Source organism: Ruegeria sp. CDSC042, assembly GCF_059610745.1.
Window position 1 is genome coordinate 322,233 of the sequence record NZ_JBXWOF010000001.1, and the last position, 17,968, is coordinate 340,200.

Genomic DNA, 17,968 nt, shown 5'->3' on the forward strand with positions numbered 1-17,968 from the left:
GGTTTGCGCAAACAGGCTCTCAGATCAGTGTTAGCGATAACATGAGTGGTTTACTTTTTGCCCTATGCTGATATGAGGCTGGCAACTGATTGCAGCCACAGGGACGGGCCTCATGAGCACCATCATCGACATCCATGCACGCGAAATTCTGGACAGCCGGGGCAACCCGACCGTCGAAGTGGACGTGATCCTGGAAGACGGCACCATGGGCCGTGCCGCCGTCCCGTCGGGTGCCTCGACCGGCGCCTATGAGGCGGTCGAAAAGCGTGATGGTGACAAATCGCGCTATATGGGCAAGGGCGTGCTCGAAGCGGTTGCCGCCGTAAATGGTGAGATCGCCGAAGAACTGGTTGGGTTCGACGCGACCGAGCAGGTGGCGATCGACCAGACTATGATCGAGCTGGACGGCACCGAGAACAAAGGCCGTCTGGGCGCAAACGCCATCCTGGGCGTTTCGCTGGCAACGGCCAAGGCGGCAGCGGATTTCACCACACAGCCGCTGTTTCGTTATGTCGGCGGCACCTCGGCCCGTATCCTGCCCGTGCCGATGATGAACATCATCAACGGTGGCGAACATGCCGATAACCCGATCGACATTCAGGAATTTATGATCATGCCGACCTCGGCCGCGAATATCCGCGACGCGGTGCGCATGGGGTCCGAGGTGTTCCACACTCTGAAGAAAGAGCTGTCGTCGGCAGGTCTTGCCACAGGTGTCGGCGACGAGGGCGGCTTTGCCCCCAACATCGCCAGCACGCGCGAGGCACTGGATTTCATTCTGAAATCCATCGAAAAGGCGGGCTACAAGCCGGGTGAGGAAATCCATCTGGCTTTGGACTGCGCCGCGACCGAGTATTACAAAGACGGCAAATACGTCCTGTCCGGTGAGGGCAAGAGCCTGACCTCGGAAGAAAATGCCGACTATCTGGCCGCTCTGGTCAAAGACTATCCGATCATCTCAATCGAAGACGGCATGTCTGAGGATGATTGGGACGGCTGGAAGGCCCTGACCGACTCCATCGGCGACAAGGTGCAACTGGTGGGCGACGATCTGTTCGTCACCAACCCCACGCGACTGGCGGAAGGGATTGAACGCGGCTGTGCTAACTCGATGCTGGTCAAGGTGAACCAGATCGGATCGCTGACCGAGACGCTGCGCGCCGTCGATATGGCCCATCGCGCACGCTATACCAATGTGATGTCGCACCGCTCGGGCGAGACCGAAGATGCCACGATTGCCGATCTGGCAGTAGCCACGAATTGCGGTCAGATCAAAACCGGATCACTGGCACGGTCAGATCGGTTAGCCAAGTATAATCAACTGATCCGTATCGAAGAATCTCTGGGTGAGATTGCCGAATACGCAGGGGCCTCAATCCTCAAGCGCTGAAACCTGTAAGCCTGAATTTTGATTGCCTGGCCTGTGGAAATGGGCCGGGCTTTTTTGTGTTGGATTGTAGGTTTTGCCCATGTCTAAATCTCAAATCGGCACTTTAGCATGATTGGGTCAGAAGAAACTTGGGAGGTTATGAATAGTATTATCTAGATATATTAATGACTTATATAGGGGCCCTGCGCTGGCGATCCTTATGTGTGAACTTTTTCCTTTTTGTTCTGTAGTGCGCATTCGTATCATATTGAAATAACAGATAAGGGGAACACTATGAATGGTTCGAAACTTCTTCTGGTAGCGTCTGCACTCAGCACTGTATTTCTGGTTGCTTGCTCAGAGCCTGGAACATATCCGATCACTGGTACGGCAGTGTCCCCTGACGATCCGGTGGCAAACCTTGAAGCTCCGGTTTACATCCGTCGCGGTGAGGCCCGGTAGGGCCTGTCAATCTTTCGCGGGTGGCCTTGTTGTTCAGCCACACAGAAATGGATCAAAGGGTTTTGCTCATCAGCATATAGCGGTCACGAGGCTTGAAACCTGTGCGTAGATACAGTTTCTGTGCCGTCTCGTTTGTACGATCGACTTCAAGATGCAAGGCTGTGAGCCCCGCGCTCGCCAACGCCTTGGGCAAATCCAGCAAGACTTCAGACGCAATTCCGCGCCCTCGCACGGCAGGACGAATATAGATCTCATCCACGAATCCATCCATGCCGCCGAATTCAACCGACCACCCAAAGGTCAGGATGACATAGCCCAAGGGTGCGCGACCGGGGCCAATCAGGTAGATGCACCCAAAAGGTATTCCCTCTAGAAGAGGGGCAAGCGCATTGCGCGTCTGATCGGCATCCTGGGTAATGCCTTCTTCGGCGTGAAAGGCGGCGACCAGACCAACCAGACGTTCCAGATCCTCGGGGCGGGCAAGGCGAAGTGCGGCGCTCATAGTCGGGCCAGCCGATCCGTGAGCAGATCAAAAAACCCGCCAGCGTCAATTTCTCCGATGAACAGGGCGTTGGGTTTTCTGTCGGTAACACCCCACCAATCGGCAACAGTCATGCCCAGGGTCAGCTCTGATTGGGTCTCGACCTCGACATTCACCAGCCGCCCGGTAAACAGTTCGGGCTTGATAAGATAGGCAGTCACGCAAGGGTCGTGTAGCGGAGCACCTTCCGAGCCGTATTTGTTCTTGTCGAAACGTTCAAAGAAATCGGTCATCTCGGCCACCGCAACACCGGCCTTGTTTCCAATTGCACGGAAGGCATCGTTACGCGTCTTGGTCACCAGAGCCTTATGCGTGACATCAAGCGACATCACCACAATGGGACGTCCAGATTTGAACACAATATCAGCGGCTTCTGGATCGACGTAAATGTTAAATTCGGCGGTTGGGGTGATGTTTCCAACTTCGAAATATGCCCCTCCCATCAAAACGATCTCTTGAACCCGGTCCACGATGTCAGGCGCTTTGCGGAACGCTGTGGCGATGTTGGTCAATGGCCCAAGGGGACAGAGCGTAACGGAGCCTGGTTCATGCGCGCGCAACGTGTCGATGATGAAATCGACGGCATGCCCTTCTGACAGCGGCATCTGCGGATCCGGCAGAATCGGCCCATCCAAGCCAGTTTTGCCATGCACATGCTCTGCTGTGATCAGGGGGCGCTCTAACGGGCGGTCGCATCCGGCATAGACGGGGGTCTGGGTATGGCCAGCCAGTTCACAGACAATACGCGCGTTTTTGGCTGTCAGCTCTAAGGGTACGTTGCCAGCGACTGCGGTAATGCCCAAAACCTCAATTTCGTCGGGGCTGGCAAGCGCCAGCAGAATGGCGACGGCATCGTCCTGTCCCGGATCGGTGTCTATAATGATTTTGCGAGCGGGCATGATCGTCTCCGGAGGTCGTGAAGGTGGGACACTCGCAAGTGTCCGAGAGCTTGTCTAGCGGTTTTACGTTCCGGCCTCGGCCTTTGCCGGCGGGAGTTTGCCATTGGCCCGATGTTCCTCGATCTTTACCTCGTCCCAAAGCGCGTCCATCTCTTCCAGCGTGCTTTCTGTTGGGTTTTTTCCCCGTGCAGCCAGGCGCGACTCGACCTGCTCGAACCGGCGGGTGAACTTGGCGTTGGTCCGACGCAGGGCGGTCTCGGGCTCGACCCCAAGATGGCGGCCCAGATTGACCATAACGAATAGCAGATCGCCGAACTCATCCTCTAACGCATCCGCATCCATGCGGTCGCGTGCCTCTTCCAGCTCGGCAGCCTCTTCGGTAATCTTGGCCAGCACATGGCTGGCATCGGGCCAGTCGAATCCAACACGGGCGGCACGTTTCTGCAATTTGAGAGCACGCAGCAGGGCGGGCAGGTTGGCGGCGACACCGTCCAACGCGCCTTGTTGTTCTTTACCAGCACGTTCGGCTGCTTTGATGGCTTCCCAGTCCAGTGTTTGCTGCTCTGCCGATTTGTCGCGGGATTCGTTGCCAAAGACATGCGGGTGCCGGGCGACCATCTTGTCCGACATAGTGCGCACCACGTCCTGAAAGGTGAAATGCCCGGCTTCTTCGGCCATTTGTGCATGAAAGACAGACTGGAACAGCAGATCCCCAAGTTCGCCCTTCAGCTCATCATAAGCCTCACGTTCGATGGCATCAGCGACCTCATAAGCCTCTTCGATCGTATAAGGAGCGACCGTGCCGAAATCCTGCTCGATATCCCATGGGCAGCCGGTTTGAGGGTCGCGCAGTCGGCGCATGATCTCTAACAAGCGTTCGATGCCAGCATCGCTGTCATGGATCAGAGGATTTTCGGCCATTGCGAACCCTTTCGTTCCGGTGTCAGATGCATCCATTCCGCAGTCACGATCAGGAGTCCACCCCAGATGCCCGTCGTCAACCGAATTGCCGATTTCTCTGCCGATATGGCCGCATGGCGCCAACATCTGCATACGATCCCCGAGCTTGCATTCGAATGCCACGAAACCGCGGCCTTTGTCGCTGATCGACTCCGTGAGTTCGATGTGGATGAGGTGCACCAAGGGATCGCCACCACTGGGATCGTTGCGATCATCAATGGCCAGGGTGAGGGGCCGACGATCGGTCTGCGCGCTGATATGGACGCTCTGCCTATCCCAGAGGAAACAGGAGTCGCGTACCAATCAACCAAGCCCGGAAACATGCATGCCTGCGGTCATGACGGGCACACCACGATGCTGTTGGGCGCAGCGCGCTATCTGGCGGAAACCCGAAATTTCCGTGGACGCGTGGCGCTGATCTTTCAACCGGCCGAAGAAGAGGGTGGTGGCGCGGGCGTCATGGTCGAAGAAGGGATCATGGACAGGTTTGACATTTCCGAAATCTATGCATTGCACAATGCGCCTGGAATTCCCGAAGGATCCTTTCAGACAACCCCCGGGCCGATCATGGCTGCTGTTGATACGTTCGAAGTTCACATTCAGGGCCTTGGTGGCCATGGTGCCATGCCGCATGAAACCCGGGATCCGGTGATGGCGGCCTGCGGTATCGCCCAGGCGATTCAGACCATCGTCAGTCGTAACAACTATGCTTTGGACAGTCTGGTGATCTCGGTCACGCAAATCCATACAGGCACCGTGAACAACGTGATCCCCGATACCGCCTTTATCAACGGCACTGTGCGCACTTTTGATCCGACTGTGCAGAAAATGGTGATGGAGCGGATGGAACAGATCGTACAAGGACAAGCCCAATCCTATGGTGTCGAAGCGCGGCTGGACTATGAGGTCAACTATCCTGCAACAATCAATGACGCCGACAAGACTGGTTTTGCCGCAGAAATCGCGCGTGATGTTGCCGGTGCAGATCGCGTGATGACCAATGTCGACGCGATGATGGGGGCCGAGGATTTTTCATACATGCTGCAGTCGCGCCCCGGCGCTTACCTGTTTCTGGGGCAAGGCGAGGGGGCCGGACTGCATCATCCGAAATACAACTTCAACGACGACATCGCGCCGGTTGGGGCGTCTTTCTTTGCGCGGATCGTCGAAAAGGCCCAGCCTTTGGGCTGACAGGAGAAAGACATGGCACTGGAAGATTCAAAGAATTTCGTCGACGAGGCGTTTACCAATCCTGAACTGAAAGGCGTCTCGTACGAGAATACTTTCGGGGGGGCGATGTCATTTTTGCGCCGCTTGTATACCAAGGATCTGACCGGGATTGATATCGCCGTAACCGGCGTGCCATTTGATCAGGCGGTGACGAACCGCCCCGGTACGCGTCTTGGGCCACGCGCCATCCGCGAGGCCAGCACGTTGCAATCCCCGGATGAGCCTTATGGCTGGCCGTTTGATGCGCTAAGCGAATTGGCAATCGTGGATTATGGGGACATGGCTTATGACTACGCCAATATACCTGCCTTTCCGGACACATTGACGGACCACATTCGCACAATTCTCAACGCTGACGTGGCCTCGGTGACGCTTGGTGGGGACCACTATATCAGCTTTCCGATCCTGAAGGCCTATGCCGAGAAATACGGGCCGATGTCCTTGCTGCAATTTGATGCGCATACGGATACATGGGCTGACGACGACATGTCCCGCGTGGATCATGGGACCATGTTCTACAAGGCGGTCAAATCAGGGATAGTGGACCCTAAGCGTTCCGTTCAAGTGGGTATTCGTACGACGAACGAAGATACTTTGGGGGTCAACATCATTGACGCTCGGGAGGTGTATGAGTCCGGTCCCGCCGCCGTGGCGCAAAAGATCAAAGGCATTCTTGGTGACAACCCTGTTTACCTGAGCTTCGATATCGACGGTCTGGACCCGGCCTTTGCGCCTGGCACGGGAACGCCGGTCTGGGGTGGACTGAGTTCGATTCAGGCCCAGATCATCCTGCGCGACATTGCTGGGATTAACATCAAAGGCGGGGACGTGGTCGAGGTTTCGCCGCCCTATGACACCTCAGGTGCGACAGCGATTGCAGGCGCACATGTGGCGACCCAAATCATTTGCCTGCTGGGATGGAACAAGCTGAAGCCTTAACCTTTGGTTAGCCATCTTTCCGGTATCAGGTTAGCAGCAGGGCAGGACGGAAGACATAACGGCATGACACAATTCAACCAACCAATCAGCGGTAACGATCTGGCGCGTTTTTCCGGCCCAAACACGTTTATGCGCCTGCCGCAGGCGGATACGTTGGCCGGATTGGATGTGGCCGTAATAGGCATACCGATGGATATCGGCACCTCTTGGCGGTCGGGGACACGGTTCGGACCGAAACAGATCCGCAGCGAAAGTGCGATGCTGCGGCCTTACAATATGGCCACCTTTGCGGCCCCCTTCGACAGCTTGCAAATCGCGGATATCGGAGATCTGGCGATCAACACCTTTTCGCTGTCCGACAGTCTGAGGATCATCAAGGAGAGCTATGACGCGATTCTGGCGCAGGGTGTGACACCTGTGGCGATGGGGGGCGATCACTCGATCACCTTGCCGATCCTGCGGGCTATAGCTGCGAAACACGGGCCTGTGGCGCTGGTCCATGTGGATGCCCATGCGGATGTAAATGATGAGATGTTTGGCGAAAAGGAAACCCACGGCACCGTTTTCCGGCGCGCCTATGAAGAAGGGCTGATCGTGCCGGACAAAACCTTTCAGATCGGCATCCGAGGCTCTGGCTATGCGGCATCGGACTTTACCGAGGCCAAAGGGTGGGGCTTTCGCCAATACCCCGCATGGGAGCTTTGGCAGCAGAACCTGACGGTCATGGGCGCGCAGATACGCAATGAGATCGGGGATCATCCGGTCTATATCACCTATGACATTGACAGTCTGGACCCGTCTTTCGCCCCCGGAACCGGCACGCCCGAGATCGCCGGGTTAACCACACCGCAGGCGCTGCAACTGATCCATGCCCTGGGCGGGACAAATGTGGTTGGGTGTGATCTGGTCGAGGTTTCTCCGCCGTATGATCCCTCTGGCAATACGGCGCTGACCGCTGCCAATCTGCTGTTTGAACTGCTGTGCATATTGCCAGGCGTGACGTCACGGTAGGGATCACGGCAGTCTCTTGTTTGCTATGCGGAATTGCATATGGTCCCGCAATCTAACAGAGTGGAAAAGATGAAAATGGCGCTGTGGCTGATTGCGGGTCTGATTGTCCTTGTGGGGGCGTATATACGGCTTGCGCCGTCTGATCCCGCCATCTGGCACAATGCCCCTGTCGGCGACGCGAACAGAGACCTCCGTGGTGGCGTCGTGCGAGTACTTGAAACGGGGCCGGACGGGCTGACGCAGTTGAACGAAATCGCGGCGTCCGCTCCGCGTACAAAGGTTCTGGCCGGGTCAGTTGATGAAGGGATGGTCACCTATATCACCCGAACAAAAGTGATAGGTTTTCCAGATTACACAACCGCCCAGCAGAACGGCGATACACTGCGCATCTATGGCAGGTTGCGCTTTGGACGCTCAGATTTTGGGGTAAACCGAAACCGTGTTGATGGCTGGCTCGCGCGGATGCAGCCCTGAGGACAGGCATCCTTCCTGTACCTCGCGCCACATCGGAACGTTCAGCGACATCTGACATTGTGCAGTGAAAATGCGACCGTCGACTTGCAGGCAGATCATCTCGCCCAATTCAACGCGTGACCCGGATTTGTCAGTGCAATAGCAGTCCTGTACCTTGCCGCCGGGACCGACGACATCGGCCATCACGGGCGTCGCAAAAAGCGATAGAACCAGAACCAACCGTCTCATGCGGGGCAGCTTAGCATACGGACAGCCCTTGACCATAGCCCCGGATTAAGAGACACCGCCCGGATGATCCCCGAAGAACGCCTTGAACAGATAACTCAGCGATTCCAATACCTCGAAGCAGCCATGGCAGATGGTGCTTTGGGCGGCGATATTGCTGTGCTGGCCAAGGAATATTCGGACCTCAAGCCGGTGGTCGATCAGATCATGGCATGGCGCCAGCTGGTCACTGACCTTGCCGAGGCCGAGGCGATGTTGGCCGATCCCGATATGAGGGAGCTGGCCGAAGAGGAAATCCCCAACCTGCAGGCCCAAATCCCCGGTGCCGAAAACGCCCTGCAACTGGCCTTGTTGCCTAGGGATGCCGCTGATGCGCGTCCGGCCATGTTGGAAATCCGCCCTGGAACCGGCGGTGATGAGGCTGCGCTTTTTGCGGGCGATCTGCTGCGCATGTATCAGCGGTATTCCGAAGCGCGCGGCTGGAAATTCGAGATCCTCGAAGAGCAGGCGTCGGATCTGGGCGGCATCAAAGAGGTGGTTGCCCATATTAAGGGCGACAACGTCTTTGCCCGTTTGAAATACGAATCCGGTGTTCACCGGGTGCAGCGGGTGCCAGAAACCGAAAGTGGCGGGCGCATTCATACATCGGCAGCGACCGTGGCGGTTCTGCCCGAGGCCGAGGATGTCGATATTCAGATCGACGCCAATGATATCCGTATCGACACGATGCGCAGCTCAGGTGCGGGTGGGCAGCACGTGAACACCACCGATTCGGCCGTGCGGATTACACACTTGCCCACCGGGCTTGTGGTGACCAGCTCCGAGAAATCTCAACACCGCAATCGCGAGATCGCGATGCAGGTTCTGAAGACTCGACTCTATGATCAGGAGCGTCAGCGGATTGACAGCGAACGCTCGGCAGATCGGGCGAACCAGGTCGGGTCTGGCGACCGGTCGGAACGGATCAGGACCTATAATTTCCCGCAAGGCCGCATGACGGACCACAGGATCAATCTGACGCTGTATAAGTTGGATCAGGTGATGCAGGGCGATCTGGATGAGGTAATCGACGCATTGACCGCGGATGATCAGGCGCGTCTCCTGGCCGAGATGGCGCAATGACCGGCGGCCAGACAGCGGCTCAGGCCATGGTGGCTGCTACGGCAAGATTGCGTGCGGCTGGTGTGGCTGATCCGGCGCGGGATGCTCGGGTTCTACTCGCCCACGCCGCCCGGATCGAAGCAAGTCGCGTGACACTGATTACACCCGAAGAGCTTTTACCGGATATTGCTGAGCGATACGAGCAACTGATCTCGCTTCGGGCCATTCGTGTGCCCGTTTCTCATCTGTTGGGGGAACGTGAGTTTTACGGCCGTCGGTTCAAAGTTAGCCGGGACGTGCTGGATCCACGCCCGGAAACAGAGGTTCTGATCGAGGCCGCGCTGAGCGAACCCTTTGACTATGTCCTCGATCTGGGGGTTGGATCGGGGTGCATCCTGATCACATTGCTGTCCGAACGCACCAGTGCATCGGGTATTGGTGTGGATCTGAGTGAGGCGGCCTGCCTACAGGCCAGTGCAAATGCCGTGCAACACGATGTTCAGAACCGGATCGAAATTAAGCAATCCGATTGGTTTGGAGACATTGAAGCTAAATTTGACCTGATTGTTTCAAACCCGCCCTATATTTCCCTTCCGGAAATGGACACCCTGGCACCTGAAGTGCGGGACCATGAGCCGCGGATGGCATTGACAGACGAAGGTGACGGCTTGGGGGCCTACCGCAGGATTGCTGCCGCCGCCCCGGATTTTCTATTGCCCCATGGTCGGTTACTTGTCGAAATCGGACCCGAGCAAGGGCAAAGCGTCGCATCTTTGTTCGACGCAGCAGGATTGACAGACGTACGGATCATTCCCGATCTGGATGGTCGCGACCGCGTCGTTTTCGCCAGAATGCCTTCATGACGGAACGTTCTGAGGCCGAAATGCGCCGATTGATATAAAAAAGGTACAAAAATTGGGACAAACCTCTTGTCTGCACGCTCTGGACGTGTTTACTCAGGTGTAGTCAGAGAGGTTGACGCTGTTACAGCGGGCCCCTGACGCCAAGCCCAAAAAAGCCGACATCGTGTCATAGCTAAGCCCTTGAGCAGTGCAAGACGCGAACTGATCGGCAGCGAACGACAAGGCTGACTAAAGTAGATGAGATCTTCCAAATCCCGCTCTCGGGCAAAGAATAACCGCAATCGTCCTTCTGGCGGCAACGTCGTAAACCGAGTTTTCGACAGTTCGGGCCCAGAGGGCAAAGTGCGTGGCACGCCGCAACAGATTATTGATAAATATAATCAGCTTGCACGCGATGCTCAGTTGTCTAACGACCGTGTAGCTGCCGAAAACTTTCAGCAGCACGCCGAACATTACCTGCGTTTGCTTAGCGAAGCTCAGCGTGAAATGGATGCACGCCGTGAGGAGCAAGAGCGTCAGAATCGCGAACGCCAGGCTGAACGAGATCGTGAGCGTGCCGAGCGTCAGGAACGCGAAACCGTCCGCCAGTCGGATCCCGCTGAGGCACCTCAACCTGATGTGATGGGGTTTGCCGCTGACGCAGCTGCTCCGGAATCCGGGCTTGTAGAAACGCCTGAAAGCAAAAGCCCTGAAGAGGCCGAGAAAAAAGAAAAACCGGCCCGTCGGCCTCGGGCGCGCAAGCCCAAAGCCGCACCTGCTGCGACTGAGGACGCGCCCTCCGGCAACGGTGATACGCCTGAAGCGGCAGAGTAAATCAGCCAGTAGATTTATAATAGAAAACCCCGGTACTGCGCCGGGGTTTTTTGATGTGTTGCCCCGACCTTCAAACAAAAAGTGTTTTGTTCGGATCTTTGGAGTGTCAGTCACCTTACCGTTCTGCATATGCCTTTCGGTCTTGGTGCGTTAGGTACATTCGATCTTATGTTCGCGGTCGCAGAATTGGTGTCAACAAATGCGGTATACCGAATTGTCTTTTGGACATTTTGGGGCATACCTTTTCTGGTTCCATATCTTCTCGATAACACAACAGGCAGCGTAAGATTCCACTTAAGCCTATACTCGTCAGAGCCCAGGGATTTATAGGGAACCCGTATTGGGCCCTTTTTTACGTGGCGTATGAATTGGTCATCCACAATGGCCGTTTCGGAGCCGGTATCGATTATGAAGCGAGTCTGTTGCGCAAACCACCCATCACGGTCGCCGAGAAAGGTGCACAACAGCGTGACTTCTGAGGCATTTGAGGAGTGGGGCTGTATAAAGCATAAGATGGTTAGTGCGGAAATTCCAACAACCAGCTTCTTTTTCAGTTCCGACGCCAGTGGATTTGAGTTCACTGTTTGTCTCCGTGAGTTGACAGCAGAAATATTAGGATTGAGTGGAAGACACTTCGCGGGCCAATGCGCAGAACGCTTCTAAAGGCACTTGTTCCGCACGTTCGGTGGGTTTGATTCCGGCGGCGATCAGGCGGTCTTCGATATCCGGGGCCACGCCCTTTAGCGAGGCTCGCAGCATTTTGCGGCGCTGATTAAAAGCGGCAGCGACCACGCGGGACAGTGTGGCAGGATCAGCCGGATAGCGCGGTTGCGACAGGGCGATCAGGTGGACCACGGCGCTTGAGACCTTGGGGGGCGGGGTGAACGCGCCGGGTGGCAGTGACATGGCGATGCGCGCGTCGGCCCGCCATTGGGCAAGGATGGCTAAGCGACCATAGGCTTTTCCGCCGGGTTGGGCGACGATCCGTTCAGCCACTTCGCGCTGAAACATCAGGGTCAGGCTTTGCCAGAACGGAGGCCATTGCGGCGGGGTCAGCCAGCGGACCAGCAACTCGGTGCCGACATTGTAGGGCAGGTTCGCCGCCACACGGATCGGAGAGGTCAGATGCGTAAGCGGATCAATCTCAAGCGCGTCACCGTTGATGACCTCAAGCTTGCCGGGATAGGCGGCGGCAATGTCATTCAGGGCAGCGATACAGCGGGTGTCTTTTTCAACTGCAACAACCTTGCGCGCACCTTCTGAAAGTAGCCCACGGGTCAGCCCGCCGGGGCCGGGGCCGATTTCCAGAACATCGCATTCCGCAAGATCTCCGGCCTGCCGCGCGATCTTGGCGGTCAGGTTCAGATCCAGCAAAAAGTTCTGGCCCAGCGACTTGCGAGCCGAGAGTTGATGCGAGGCGATAACCTCGCGCAGAGGAGGAAGGTTGTCGATAGTGCTCATGATCCGATCACCGTGGCGCGGTTTGATAGGAGAGTGCCAGAGAATTTTTACCTCTGGCCGGGATATTTTCAGCCTGCTGAAGGATCAAGAGCTTTGTGCCATCTGCTGGGCAAGTTTCAGCGCTTCGATCAGGCTGGTGGGGTTTGCAAGGCCTTGCCCCGCAATGTCCAGTGCAGTCCCGTGATCGGGTGAGGTTCGGATAAATGGAAGGCCTAGGGTAACGTTCACACCGCGATCGAAATCCAGCGTCTTGATCGGAATCAGAGCCTGATCGTGATACATGGCGATGGCGGCGTCATAGCGCGCGCGCGCTGCGGCGTGGAACAATGTATCCGCGGGGTGCGGGCCGGTTACGGTATACTCTTTGCGGGGCAGCTCCGCGATCAGCGGTGCAATCCAGTCCAGTTCTTCTTGTCCCATCTTGCCGCCTTCACCGGCATGCGGGTTGAGGCCCGCGACGGCTATCCGCGGGGTGGCAATACCGAACTGTGATTGTAATCCCTGAGCTGTGATTTCGATGGTTTCCCGCAAAAGCTCGGGCGTAAGCTCGCAAGGAACGCGTGAGAGCGGGATGTGGATGGTTGCTGGTACAACGCGCAGTTGGTCACTGGCCAGCATCATCACAACACGTTGGGACCCAGCCAAGGCGCCCAGAAATTCCGTATGGCCGGGGAATGAGAAACCTGCTCCGTCGATAAGTGCTTTCTTGTGGATCGGCGCGGTACATAGCGCCGATGCAGAACCGGACTGAACCAGCGCTACGCCGGTTTCAATGGCAGTGACAACTGATCTGGCGTTGGCTGGATTAGGGTGCCCAGGCCGGTTGGGGGCTGGAAAGTCCATTTGCAGTACGGGCAGGGCAGAGCCACAGATCTCGACCGCCTGAGAGGCGTCGCTGATCTGTACCGACGGTGTCTCGGGCGGCAAATGCGCGGCATCTCCAATAAAGAAGAAAGGGCAGGTGGTTCTAAGGCTGGCCCAGGCTTTCGCGGTGATCTCGGGCCCAATTCCGGCCGGATCGCCGCAGCTGAGCGCGATTGGCTTCATTGTTCAACAATAGTTGCGTCGGCACGCATTTGCCCCAACAGGCTTTCTGCAAGTGTTTGCAGCCTTTGCTGGGTCAGAGCATTGGCGACATCTGCACGCGTTGTCTCTTCGCCAAGGTTGCGGGTACGTGTGCACAACATCACAAAAGCCAGTGTTTGGCCGTTGTTGCGGGTCAGCGTGGTTGAAACTTCGTTCAAGTCCAGTTTGGCCAGTTCCAACGCGATATCGCGCGGGATTTCCGACGGTTTGCTGACATTCCGCTCTAAAACTTCTGCTGGCTTGTTTTGCACGATACCGTACAGATCATCGCAAGTGTCTATTTCTTCTTTCAGCTTTTCGGCTGCGGCCAGTGTTTCCGCACTACGACCACCGGGCATGTAATAGACAGCATAGTCGATCTCGGAATAGGTGGGCGTACTCGCAGCGGTCTCACGCAAACCGCGCATCTGAAACAGTGCAACGGCATTGGGCAGCGGAATGGGCTGGGTGACGTCACCATTTTTGAGCCCGATGATGACCGGCTGCAGCGCCGGGGGCAGATCGGTCAAGTTCAACCAGTCAAGGCGCCCCCCATTGGTGCGAGTTCCGGCCGCCGAGTACTGTGTTGCGGCGGTTGAAAAGGAATCATAGCCCTCGATCAAGGCGATCTCTTCGGCCAGCAGTTGAACCTGTGGCAGGTTTTGTTGGTTCACAGGAATAATGATTTCCGAAAGAAGGACTTGCAGGCCGCCACTTCCAGATTGTCCAAGTGCGCGATTGATCTCGTCTTCCGATGGTCTCGCCTGCGACAGAAAACGCGCGCTGACGAATTCACGCCAGGAAATCTGATCCTCGATGAAATCTCGAACCGTCTCACGGTCAACACCGGCATCCGCCAGAAGCTGCAGGAATTCGTCGCTCGAAAGCTGACCGCGGGCTGCAAATTGGTCTATTCCAACCTGAACGTCTTCGGGGGCGACCACGATTCCAGCGTCGCGCATCGCCTGTTTGCGCAGGCGGTCGTCTATCAGAGCTTTGCGCACGTCTTCCTCGGTTGCGCCGGGAACACCCAGAATCGAGAGGAATTGCAGGCGCTGTTCCAGCTCATACCAGGTCACGATGTCTTGATTGACCTTTATGGCAGGCGAGAACAGGTTCTGCGCCACTGCCTTTACAGGTGCTATGGCAATCGAAACTGCAACCAGTGCCGGAGCAACCAGCCCGATATGGCTGGAACGAAAGAAACGTGAAAAACCTGTTATCAACTGCATCTTCTCTTGTACTGTTTGCCGCCACCTTCGACAGAATATCCTGTCAGAGCTACGGTAAAGCCGAATTCGGTCGAAGGCTCAATACTTGATGACGAGGTATAGCGCCTGCTGACCGACATGTTAACCTGAACACACTCGTTCCGGTACGTGATACCCAACCCATATCTGATCGGTTCAGATTCGCTCAGGTCATACCGCGCCTGAGCACGGGTTTGCCAGTTCTGATCGATGTCGTACCGCCCGCGCAACCAGATCTCGGAAATCTCATCGTCGACATTTTCTGCGGGATCGGGTTCTTGCCAGACATAGCTTCCGCTGAGGGCCGTTGTTTCCTTTTGCCATGCAGCACGCAGCTCGGCCTTGGCAAAGCTGAAATCTCCGTTCACCAAACCTCGCCCGGCCAGAGACCACCCGTTGGGCGTTTCAAGTTGACCGGCGATCAACACATCGGACGAAGTGCCCTGAAGGCCCGATGTAAGGTTAAAGTCGGGATCAGCATCCGCACGAAAGACCTGACCGATCGTGGCACGCGCTTGCCAGCCCCTGGAGCCATAACGCGCCCAATTCACCCCAACAACGCCGCTGACCCCATCTTCGCGCCTGTCCTCGGCAGGGAATCGGGACAGGGATAACAGGTTACCCTGGTCAAACTCCTGAAACGTACTTTCGTCGATAGGAACATCATTGTCGGAGACATGCGTCCACCCGATCTGCGCGATGGGTTCCAGCAACTGGGTTGCGCCCGACGCCTCGCGGCGGGTCATTGGCATGCGCAGCGTCAGTGCGGCGCGCGGGGTCGTGCGGGTCACCTGATCGGGATAGGCGCTGTCGTGGCGGATATTGAACGTGTCGATTGACGCGCCTACTTGGGCATCTGCACGCAGCCCCCAGCCCAGTATCCAGCTGCGCAGCCATTCGGTATCGAAGGTCGCTCGGGCAACATCGCGCCCGATAACGTCCTCATTGCTCGTTCTTTCATGGGCATGGCCGATGAAAGCCATCCGCACCTCTCCTCCGACAGCTGCCGGGAAGAAGCGTTTGCGATAGTTCAGGTCGAAGATGCGAGAAGGAATCTGATCCTGATCCTCGCTATCTCGCAAGGTTTTATAGTGGTTTAGGCTGGTCCGGAAAGCGGTATCGCGCTTGATCCTTTCCAGGGCAATTTCGCTGCGCAGACGGTCAAAGTCGGGCAGGCCGTAATCAGCCAGATAGGAATCGTCGGACGTGGTTCGAATGTTGAAGGTCAGGCGATAGTCGTCCGGCAGATCAAACCAGCCGTTGGTAAAGAAATATCCGCGCGCCTCGTCCCGTTGAAGGTCATCGCGAGTATGCGCGCCTTCGATTGTGAGCCGTCCGTTCTTAAAGGCCTGACGATAGCGATAGCCCAGAGTTCTGGTCTTACCGGAAAGGTAAGGTGTCAACGTGAGGTCCTTGTGATCTCCAAGCTTGAAGAAATAGGGAACCTTTATGCCTGTGCCCAACTGCGAGGTGGTGCGGACCGATGGGACCAGAAAACCAGTCGCCCGGTCCAGCGTTGGATCGGGGAGACGCAGGTAAGGGAAATAGAAGACCGGCACATCCAGCACCCGGAATTGCGCACCTTCGAAATAGAGCTGTCGTTCCAACTGATCATGGGTCACCTTGCGGGCACGGATTTGCCAGAGCGGTGGCCGCCCATCCGTGCAGACATGGCAAGACGTCGCCGAGACTTTGCTGAACTGGGTGTATCTGCCGCCAGCACGTGTCGCCTGCACCGAGGCAATTTGCACCTGTTGGTCGAACACCATTCGGGCGCCGATCAAAAGGCCGTTGAGCAAACCCCGGTCGAGTTCTGCGGAATCCGCCAAAACTGTAGTTCGATTGCCCTGATCAATCCGGATCGGTCCTTCCAGTGTAAGCTCACCGCTTTCGCGGTCGTACAAAATCCGGCTGGCCGTCATTTTGACGTCACCCTGAAACGCTTCGACATTGCCCTCTGCGATCAGCACACGCTCTGGGGTAATGAAAATCTTGTCGGCGACAAGTAAGGCTGGTGGCTCTTGCTGGGACGCGTTCGTCGTTTGATCCTGTTCCGGCAAAGTCTGGGCCAGGACATCCAAAGGCAAAGACAATGCAACCGCACCTGAGAGCAATAGCAGAGCGAATTTGCGCATCAGCCATCCTCCGCATGCAACAGCAGGCCAAGAGAAAGAAGGATGGCCGCAAATGGCGGGGCCCAGGCTGCAACGAAGATAGGCAACTGACCGTTTTCTCCCAATATTTGCGCGAAATTACGGACGAAATAGATGGCGAAGCCCAGTAACACGGCCGTCAGCACCGCTATTCCGGTGCCGCCGAACCGGACATGCCGCATGGTAAAGGCCGCGCCAATCAAGACCATTGCGACCAGAAACAGAGGTCTTGCCAGTTGGACCTGAAACCAGACCTCGTATTGCTTGGTCGAAAAGCCCGCCTCGCGCAGGTCTCGGATCAACTGGGGCAAATCGTAGACAGACATCGAATCCTGGTTGGCCAGCCTGTCCAGAATGCGCTGACGTGTCAGGGTGGTCGGAATCTCCAGACGATCATGCTCTTTCGAGCCAGCTTCGGGATTGATGCCGTTCATAAGCGGCCAGATCTTGGCATCCTGTAAAACCCAAAAACCGTCTTCCAACTCGGCCTGTTTGGCAGAGATTTGGCGTGTCGGCTGACCAATCGCGTCGAATGTTATTATGGTGACGTCCTTCAACAGCAGGGTGTTACCGTTTGACGTTCGGCGCGCGTGGACAACCGATTGGCCCTCTTCTGTAGCTTGCCGTAACCACAAACCCTCACTGCTGATCGAAAGAGCTGAGCTGGTGCGGTTACGGTAGGAATCGGAAAGCCGTTGGAATTCTTCGGAAGTTGCGGCAGCAAACGGGTTAAGCACCGCAACTGCCAAGGCTCCGATCAACAGGGCCAGAGTTACAGGTGCAAGCAGGACGCGAATTCCAGACCGCCCGATCGAGCGCGTCACCACCAATTCCGAGCTGCGCGCCAATCCGATGAACAACGCAATCGTGGACAGGATGATCAGCAGGGGCAGCATCTCACCGATGGCGGCGGGCGTATTCAATAGGGTCAGATACAAAAGCCGGCCAAATGACAGATCGACCTCATCAAAGCGCCGTACCTGTTCAATCAGATCGATCAGAATCATCAGCGTCAAAAAGATACAGCCAATGACCAGAAAGCTCTGGGTGAACCGGCGGGCAAAATATCGATCCAGGATCACCGATGCGCCCTCGGCATCACTGCGTTGCCTGCAGCGGGGGCCTTGAAGTCAACAGAATCAGCGGTACATG

18 protein-coding genes are annotated in these 17,968 nt (G+C 56.5%); 9 read left to right on the plus strand and 9 right to left on the minus strand.

Going from position 1 to position 17,968, the window contains the following annotated elements; genetic code table 11:
• The first annotated feature begins 112 nt into the window (after window positions 1-112).
• The gene (eno, locus tag AC2FHX_RS01625) at window positions 113-1,390 is read left to right on the plus strand and encodes a phosphopyruvate hydratase (RefSeq protein WP_496700490.1); all 1,278 of its coding nucleotides are present in this window, start codon (window positions 113-115) and stop codon (window positions 1,388-1,390) included.
• 273 nt (window positions 1,391-1,663) lie between these two features.
• Window positions 1,664-1,831 (plus strand): hypothetical protein, encoded by a 168-nt coding sequence (locus AC2FHX_RS01630; RefSeq protein ID WP_185956604.1) that lies wholly within the window; start codon window positions 1,664-1,666, stop codon window positions 1,829-1,831.
• 52 nt (window positions 1,832-1,883) lie between these two features.
• On the opposite strand, the gene AC2FHX_RS01635 is transcribed toward AC2FHX_RS01630, so the two are convergent.
• The 3 genes from AC2FHX_RS01635 to mazG form a co-directional block, all read right to left on the minus strand.
• Window positions 1,884-2,333, minus strand: coding sequence for a GNAT family N-acetyltransferase (locus tag AC2FHX_RS01635; RefSeq protein ID WP_142633385.1), 450 nt, complete (start codon window positions 2,331-2,333; stop codon window positions 1,884-1,886).
• Window positions 2,330-3,271 carry a nucleoside hydrolase gene (locus AC2FHX_RS01640; protein ID WP_496700489.1) on the minus strand — a complete coding sequence of 314 codons (942 nt, stop codon included), beginning with the start codon at window positions 3,269-3,271 and terminating at the stop codon, window positions 2,330-2,332. The genes AC2FHX_RS01635 and AC2FHX_RS01640 overlap by 4 nt, the downstream gene beginning before the upstream one ends.
• A 63-nt stretch (window positions 3,272-3,334) precedes the next feature.
• Window positions 3,335-4,192 (minus strand): nucleoside triphosphate pyrophosphohydrolase, encoded by an 858-nt coding sequence (gene mazG / locus AC2FHX_RS01645; RefSeq protein ID WP_496700488.1) that lies wholly within the window; start codon window positions 4,190-4,192, stop codon window positions 3,335-3,337.
• A gap of 66 nt (window positions 4,193-4,258) precedes the next feature.
• On the opposite strand from mazG, the gene AC2FHX_RS01650 reads away from it, so the two are divergent.
• From AC2FHX_RS01650 to AC2FHX_RS01665, 4 genes are all read left to right on the plus strand, one after another.
• On the plus strand, window positions 4,259-5,422 hold the full coding sequence (locus AC2FHX_RS01650; RefSeq protein ID WP_496700487.1) for a M20 aminoacylase family protein: 1,164 nt from the start codon (window positions 4,259-4,261) through the stop codon (window positions 5,420-5,422).
• A 12-nt stretch (window positions 5,423-5,434) separates the two neighbouring features.
• Entirely contained in the window at window positions 5,435-6,400 is a 966-nt protein-coding gene (gene speB / locus AC2FHX_RS01655) for an agmatinase (protein WP_142633391.1), read from the plus strand.
• A gap of 63 nt (window positions 6,401-6,463) precedes the next feature.
• On the plus strand, window positions 6,464-7,411 hold the full coding sequence (gene speB / locus AC2FHX_RS01660; RefSeq protein ID WP_281971979.1) for an agmatinase: 948 nt from the start codon (window positions 6,464-6,466) through the stop codon (window positions 7,409-7,411).
• Between the two features lie 69 nt (window positions 7,412-7,480).
• Entirely contained in the window at window positions 7,481-7,885 is a 405-nt protein-coding gene (locus tag AC2FHX_RS01665; protein WP_496700634.1) for a DUF1499 domain-containing protein, read from the plus strand.
• Here AC2FHX_RS01665 and AC2FHX_RS01670 read toward each other — a convergent pair.
• Window positions 7,826-8,113 carry a hypothetical protein gene (locus AC2FHX_RS01670; protein ID WP_496693439.1) on the minus strand — a complete coding sequence of 96 codons (288 nt, stop codon included), beginning with the start codon at window positions 8,111-8,113 and terminating at the stop codon, window positions 7,826-7,828. The two genes, AC2FHX_RS01665 and AC2FHX_RS01670, sit on opposite strands and share 60 nt — an antisense overlap.
• A gap of 63 nt (window positions 8,114-8,176) precedes the next feature.
• Between AC2FHX_RS01670 and prfA the strand changes: the two genes are divergently transcribed.
• The 3 genes from prfA (at window position 8,177) to AC2FHX_RS01685 (ending at window position 10,887) form a co-directional block, all read left to right on the plus strand.
• Window positions 8,177-9,232, plus strand: a complete 1,056-nt coding sequence (gene prfA, locus AC2FHX_RS01675; protein WP_496695682.1) for a peptide chain release factor 1 — start codon at window positions 8,177-8,179, stop codon at window positions 9,230-9,232.
• Entirely contained in the window at window positions 9,229-10,074 is an 846-nt protein-coding gene (prmC, locus tag AC2FHX_RS01680) for a peptide chain release factor N(5)-glutamine methyltransferase (protein ID WP_496675942.1), read from the plus strand. The genes prfA and prmC overlap by 4 nt, the downstream gene beginning before the upstream one ends.
• Before the next feature lie 237 nt (window positions 10,075-10,311).
• Window positions 10,312-10,887, plus strand: a complete 576-nt coding sequence (locus AC2FHX_RS01685) for a DUF4167 domain-containing protein (protein ID WP_496691122.1) — start codon at window positions 10,312-10,314, stop codon at window positions 10,885-10,887.
• Between the two features lie 612 nt (window positions 10,888-11,499).
• Here the strand turns inward: AC2FHX_RS01685 and rsmA are convergent.
• From rsmA to lptG, 5 genes are all read right to left on the minus strand, one after another.
• Window positions 11,500-12,348, minus strand: a complete 849-nt coding sequence (gene rsmA / locus AC2FHX_RS01690) for a 16S rRNA (adenine(1518)-N(6)/adenine(1519)-N(6))-dimethyltransferase RsmA (RefSeq protein WP_496700486.1) — start codon at window positions 12,346-12,348, stop codon at window positions 11,500-11,502.
• An 84-nt stretch (window positions 12,349-12,432) separates the two neighbouring features.
• Window positions 12,433-13,395 (minus strand): 4-hydroxythreonine-4-phosphate dehydrogenase PdxA, encoded by a 963-nt coding sequence (gene pdxA / locus AC2FHX_RS01695; protein ID WP_496700485.1) that lies wholly within the window; start codon window positions 13,393-13,395, stop codon window positions 12,433-12,435.
• Entirely contained in the window at window positions 13,392-14,645 is a 1,254-nt protein-coding gene (locus AC2FHX_RS01700; RefSeq protein WP_142633410.1) for a peptidylprolyl isomerase, read from the minus strand. The genes pdxA and AC2FHX_RS01700 overlap by 4 nt, the downstream gene beginning before the upstream one ends.
• Complete coding sequence (locus tag AC2FHX_RS01705; protein WP_496700484.1) at window positions 14,636-16,798, minus strand: LPS-assembly protein LptD; 2,163 nt, start codon at window positions 16,796-16,798, stop codon at window positions 14,636-14,638. The genes AC2FHX_RS01700 and AC2FHX_RS01705 overlap by 10 nt, the downstream gene beginning before the upstream one ends.
• The gene (gene lptG / locus AC2FHX_RS01710; RefSeq protein ID WP_496700483.1) at window positions 16,798-17,898 is read right to left on the minus strand and encodes an LPS export ABC transporter permease LptG; all 1,101 of its coding nucleotides are present in this window, start codon (window positions 17,896-17,898) and stop codon (window positions 16,798-16,800) included. Before lptG ends, AC2FHX_RS01705 begins: the two co-directional genes overlap by 1 nt.
• Window positions 17,899-17,968 lie beyond the last annotated feature (70 nt).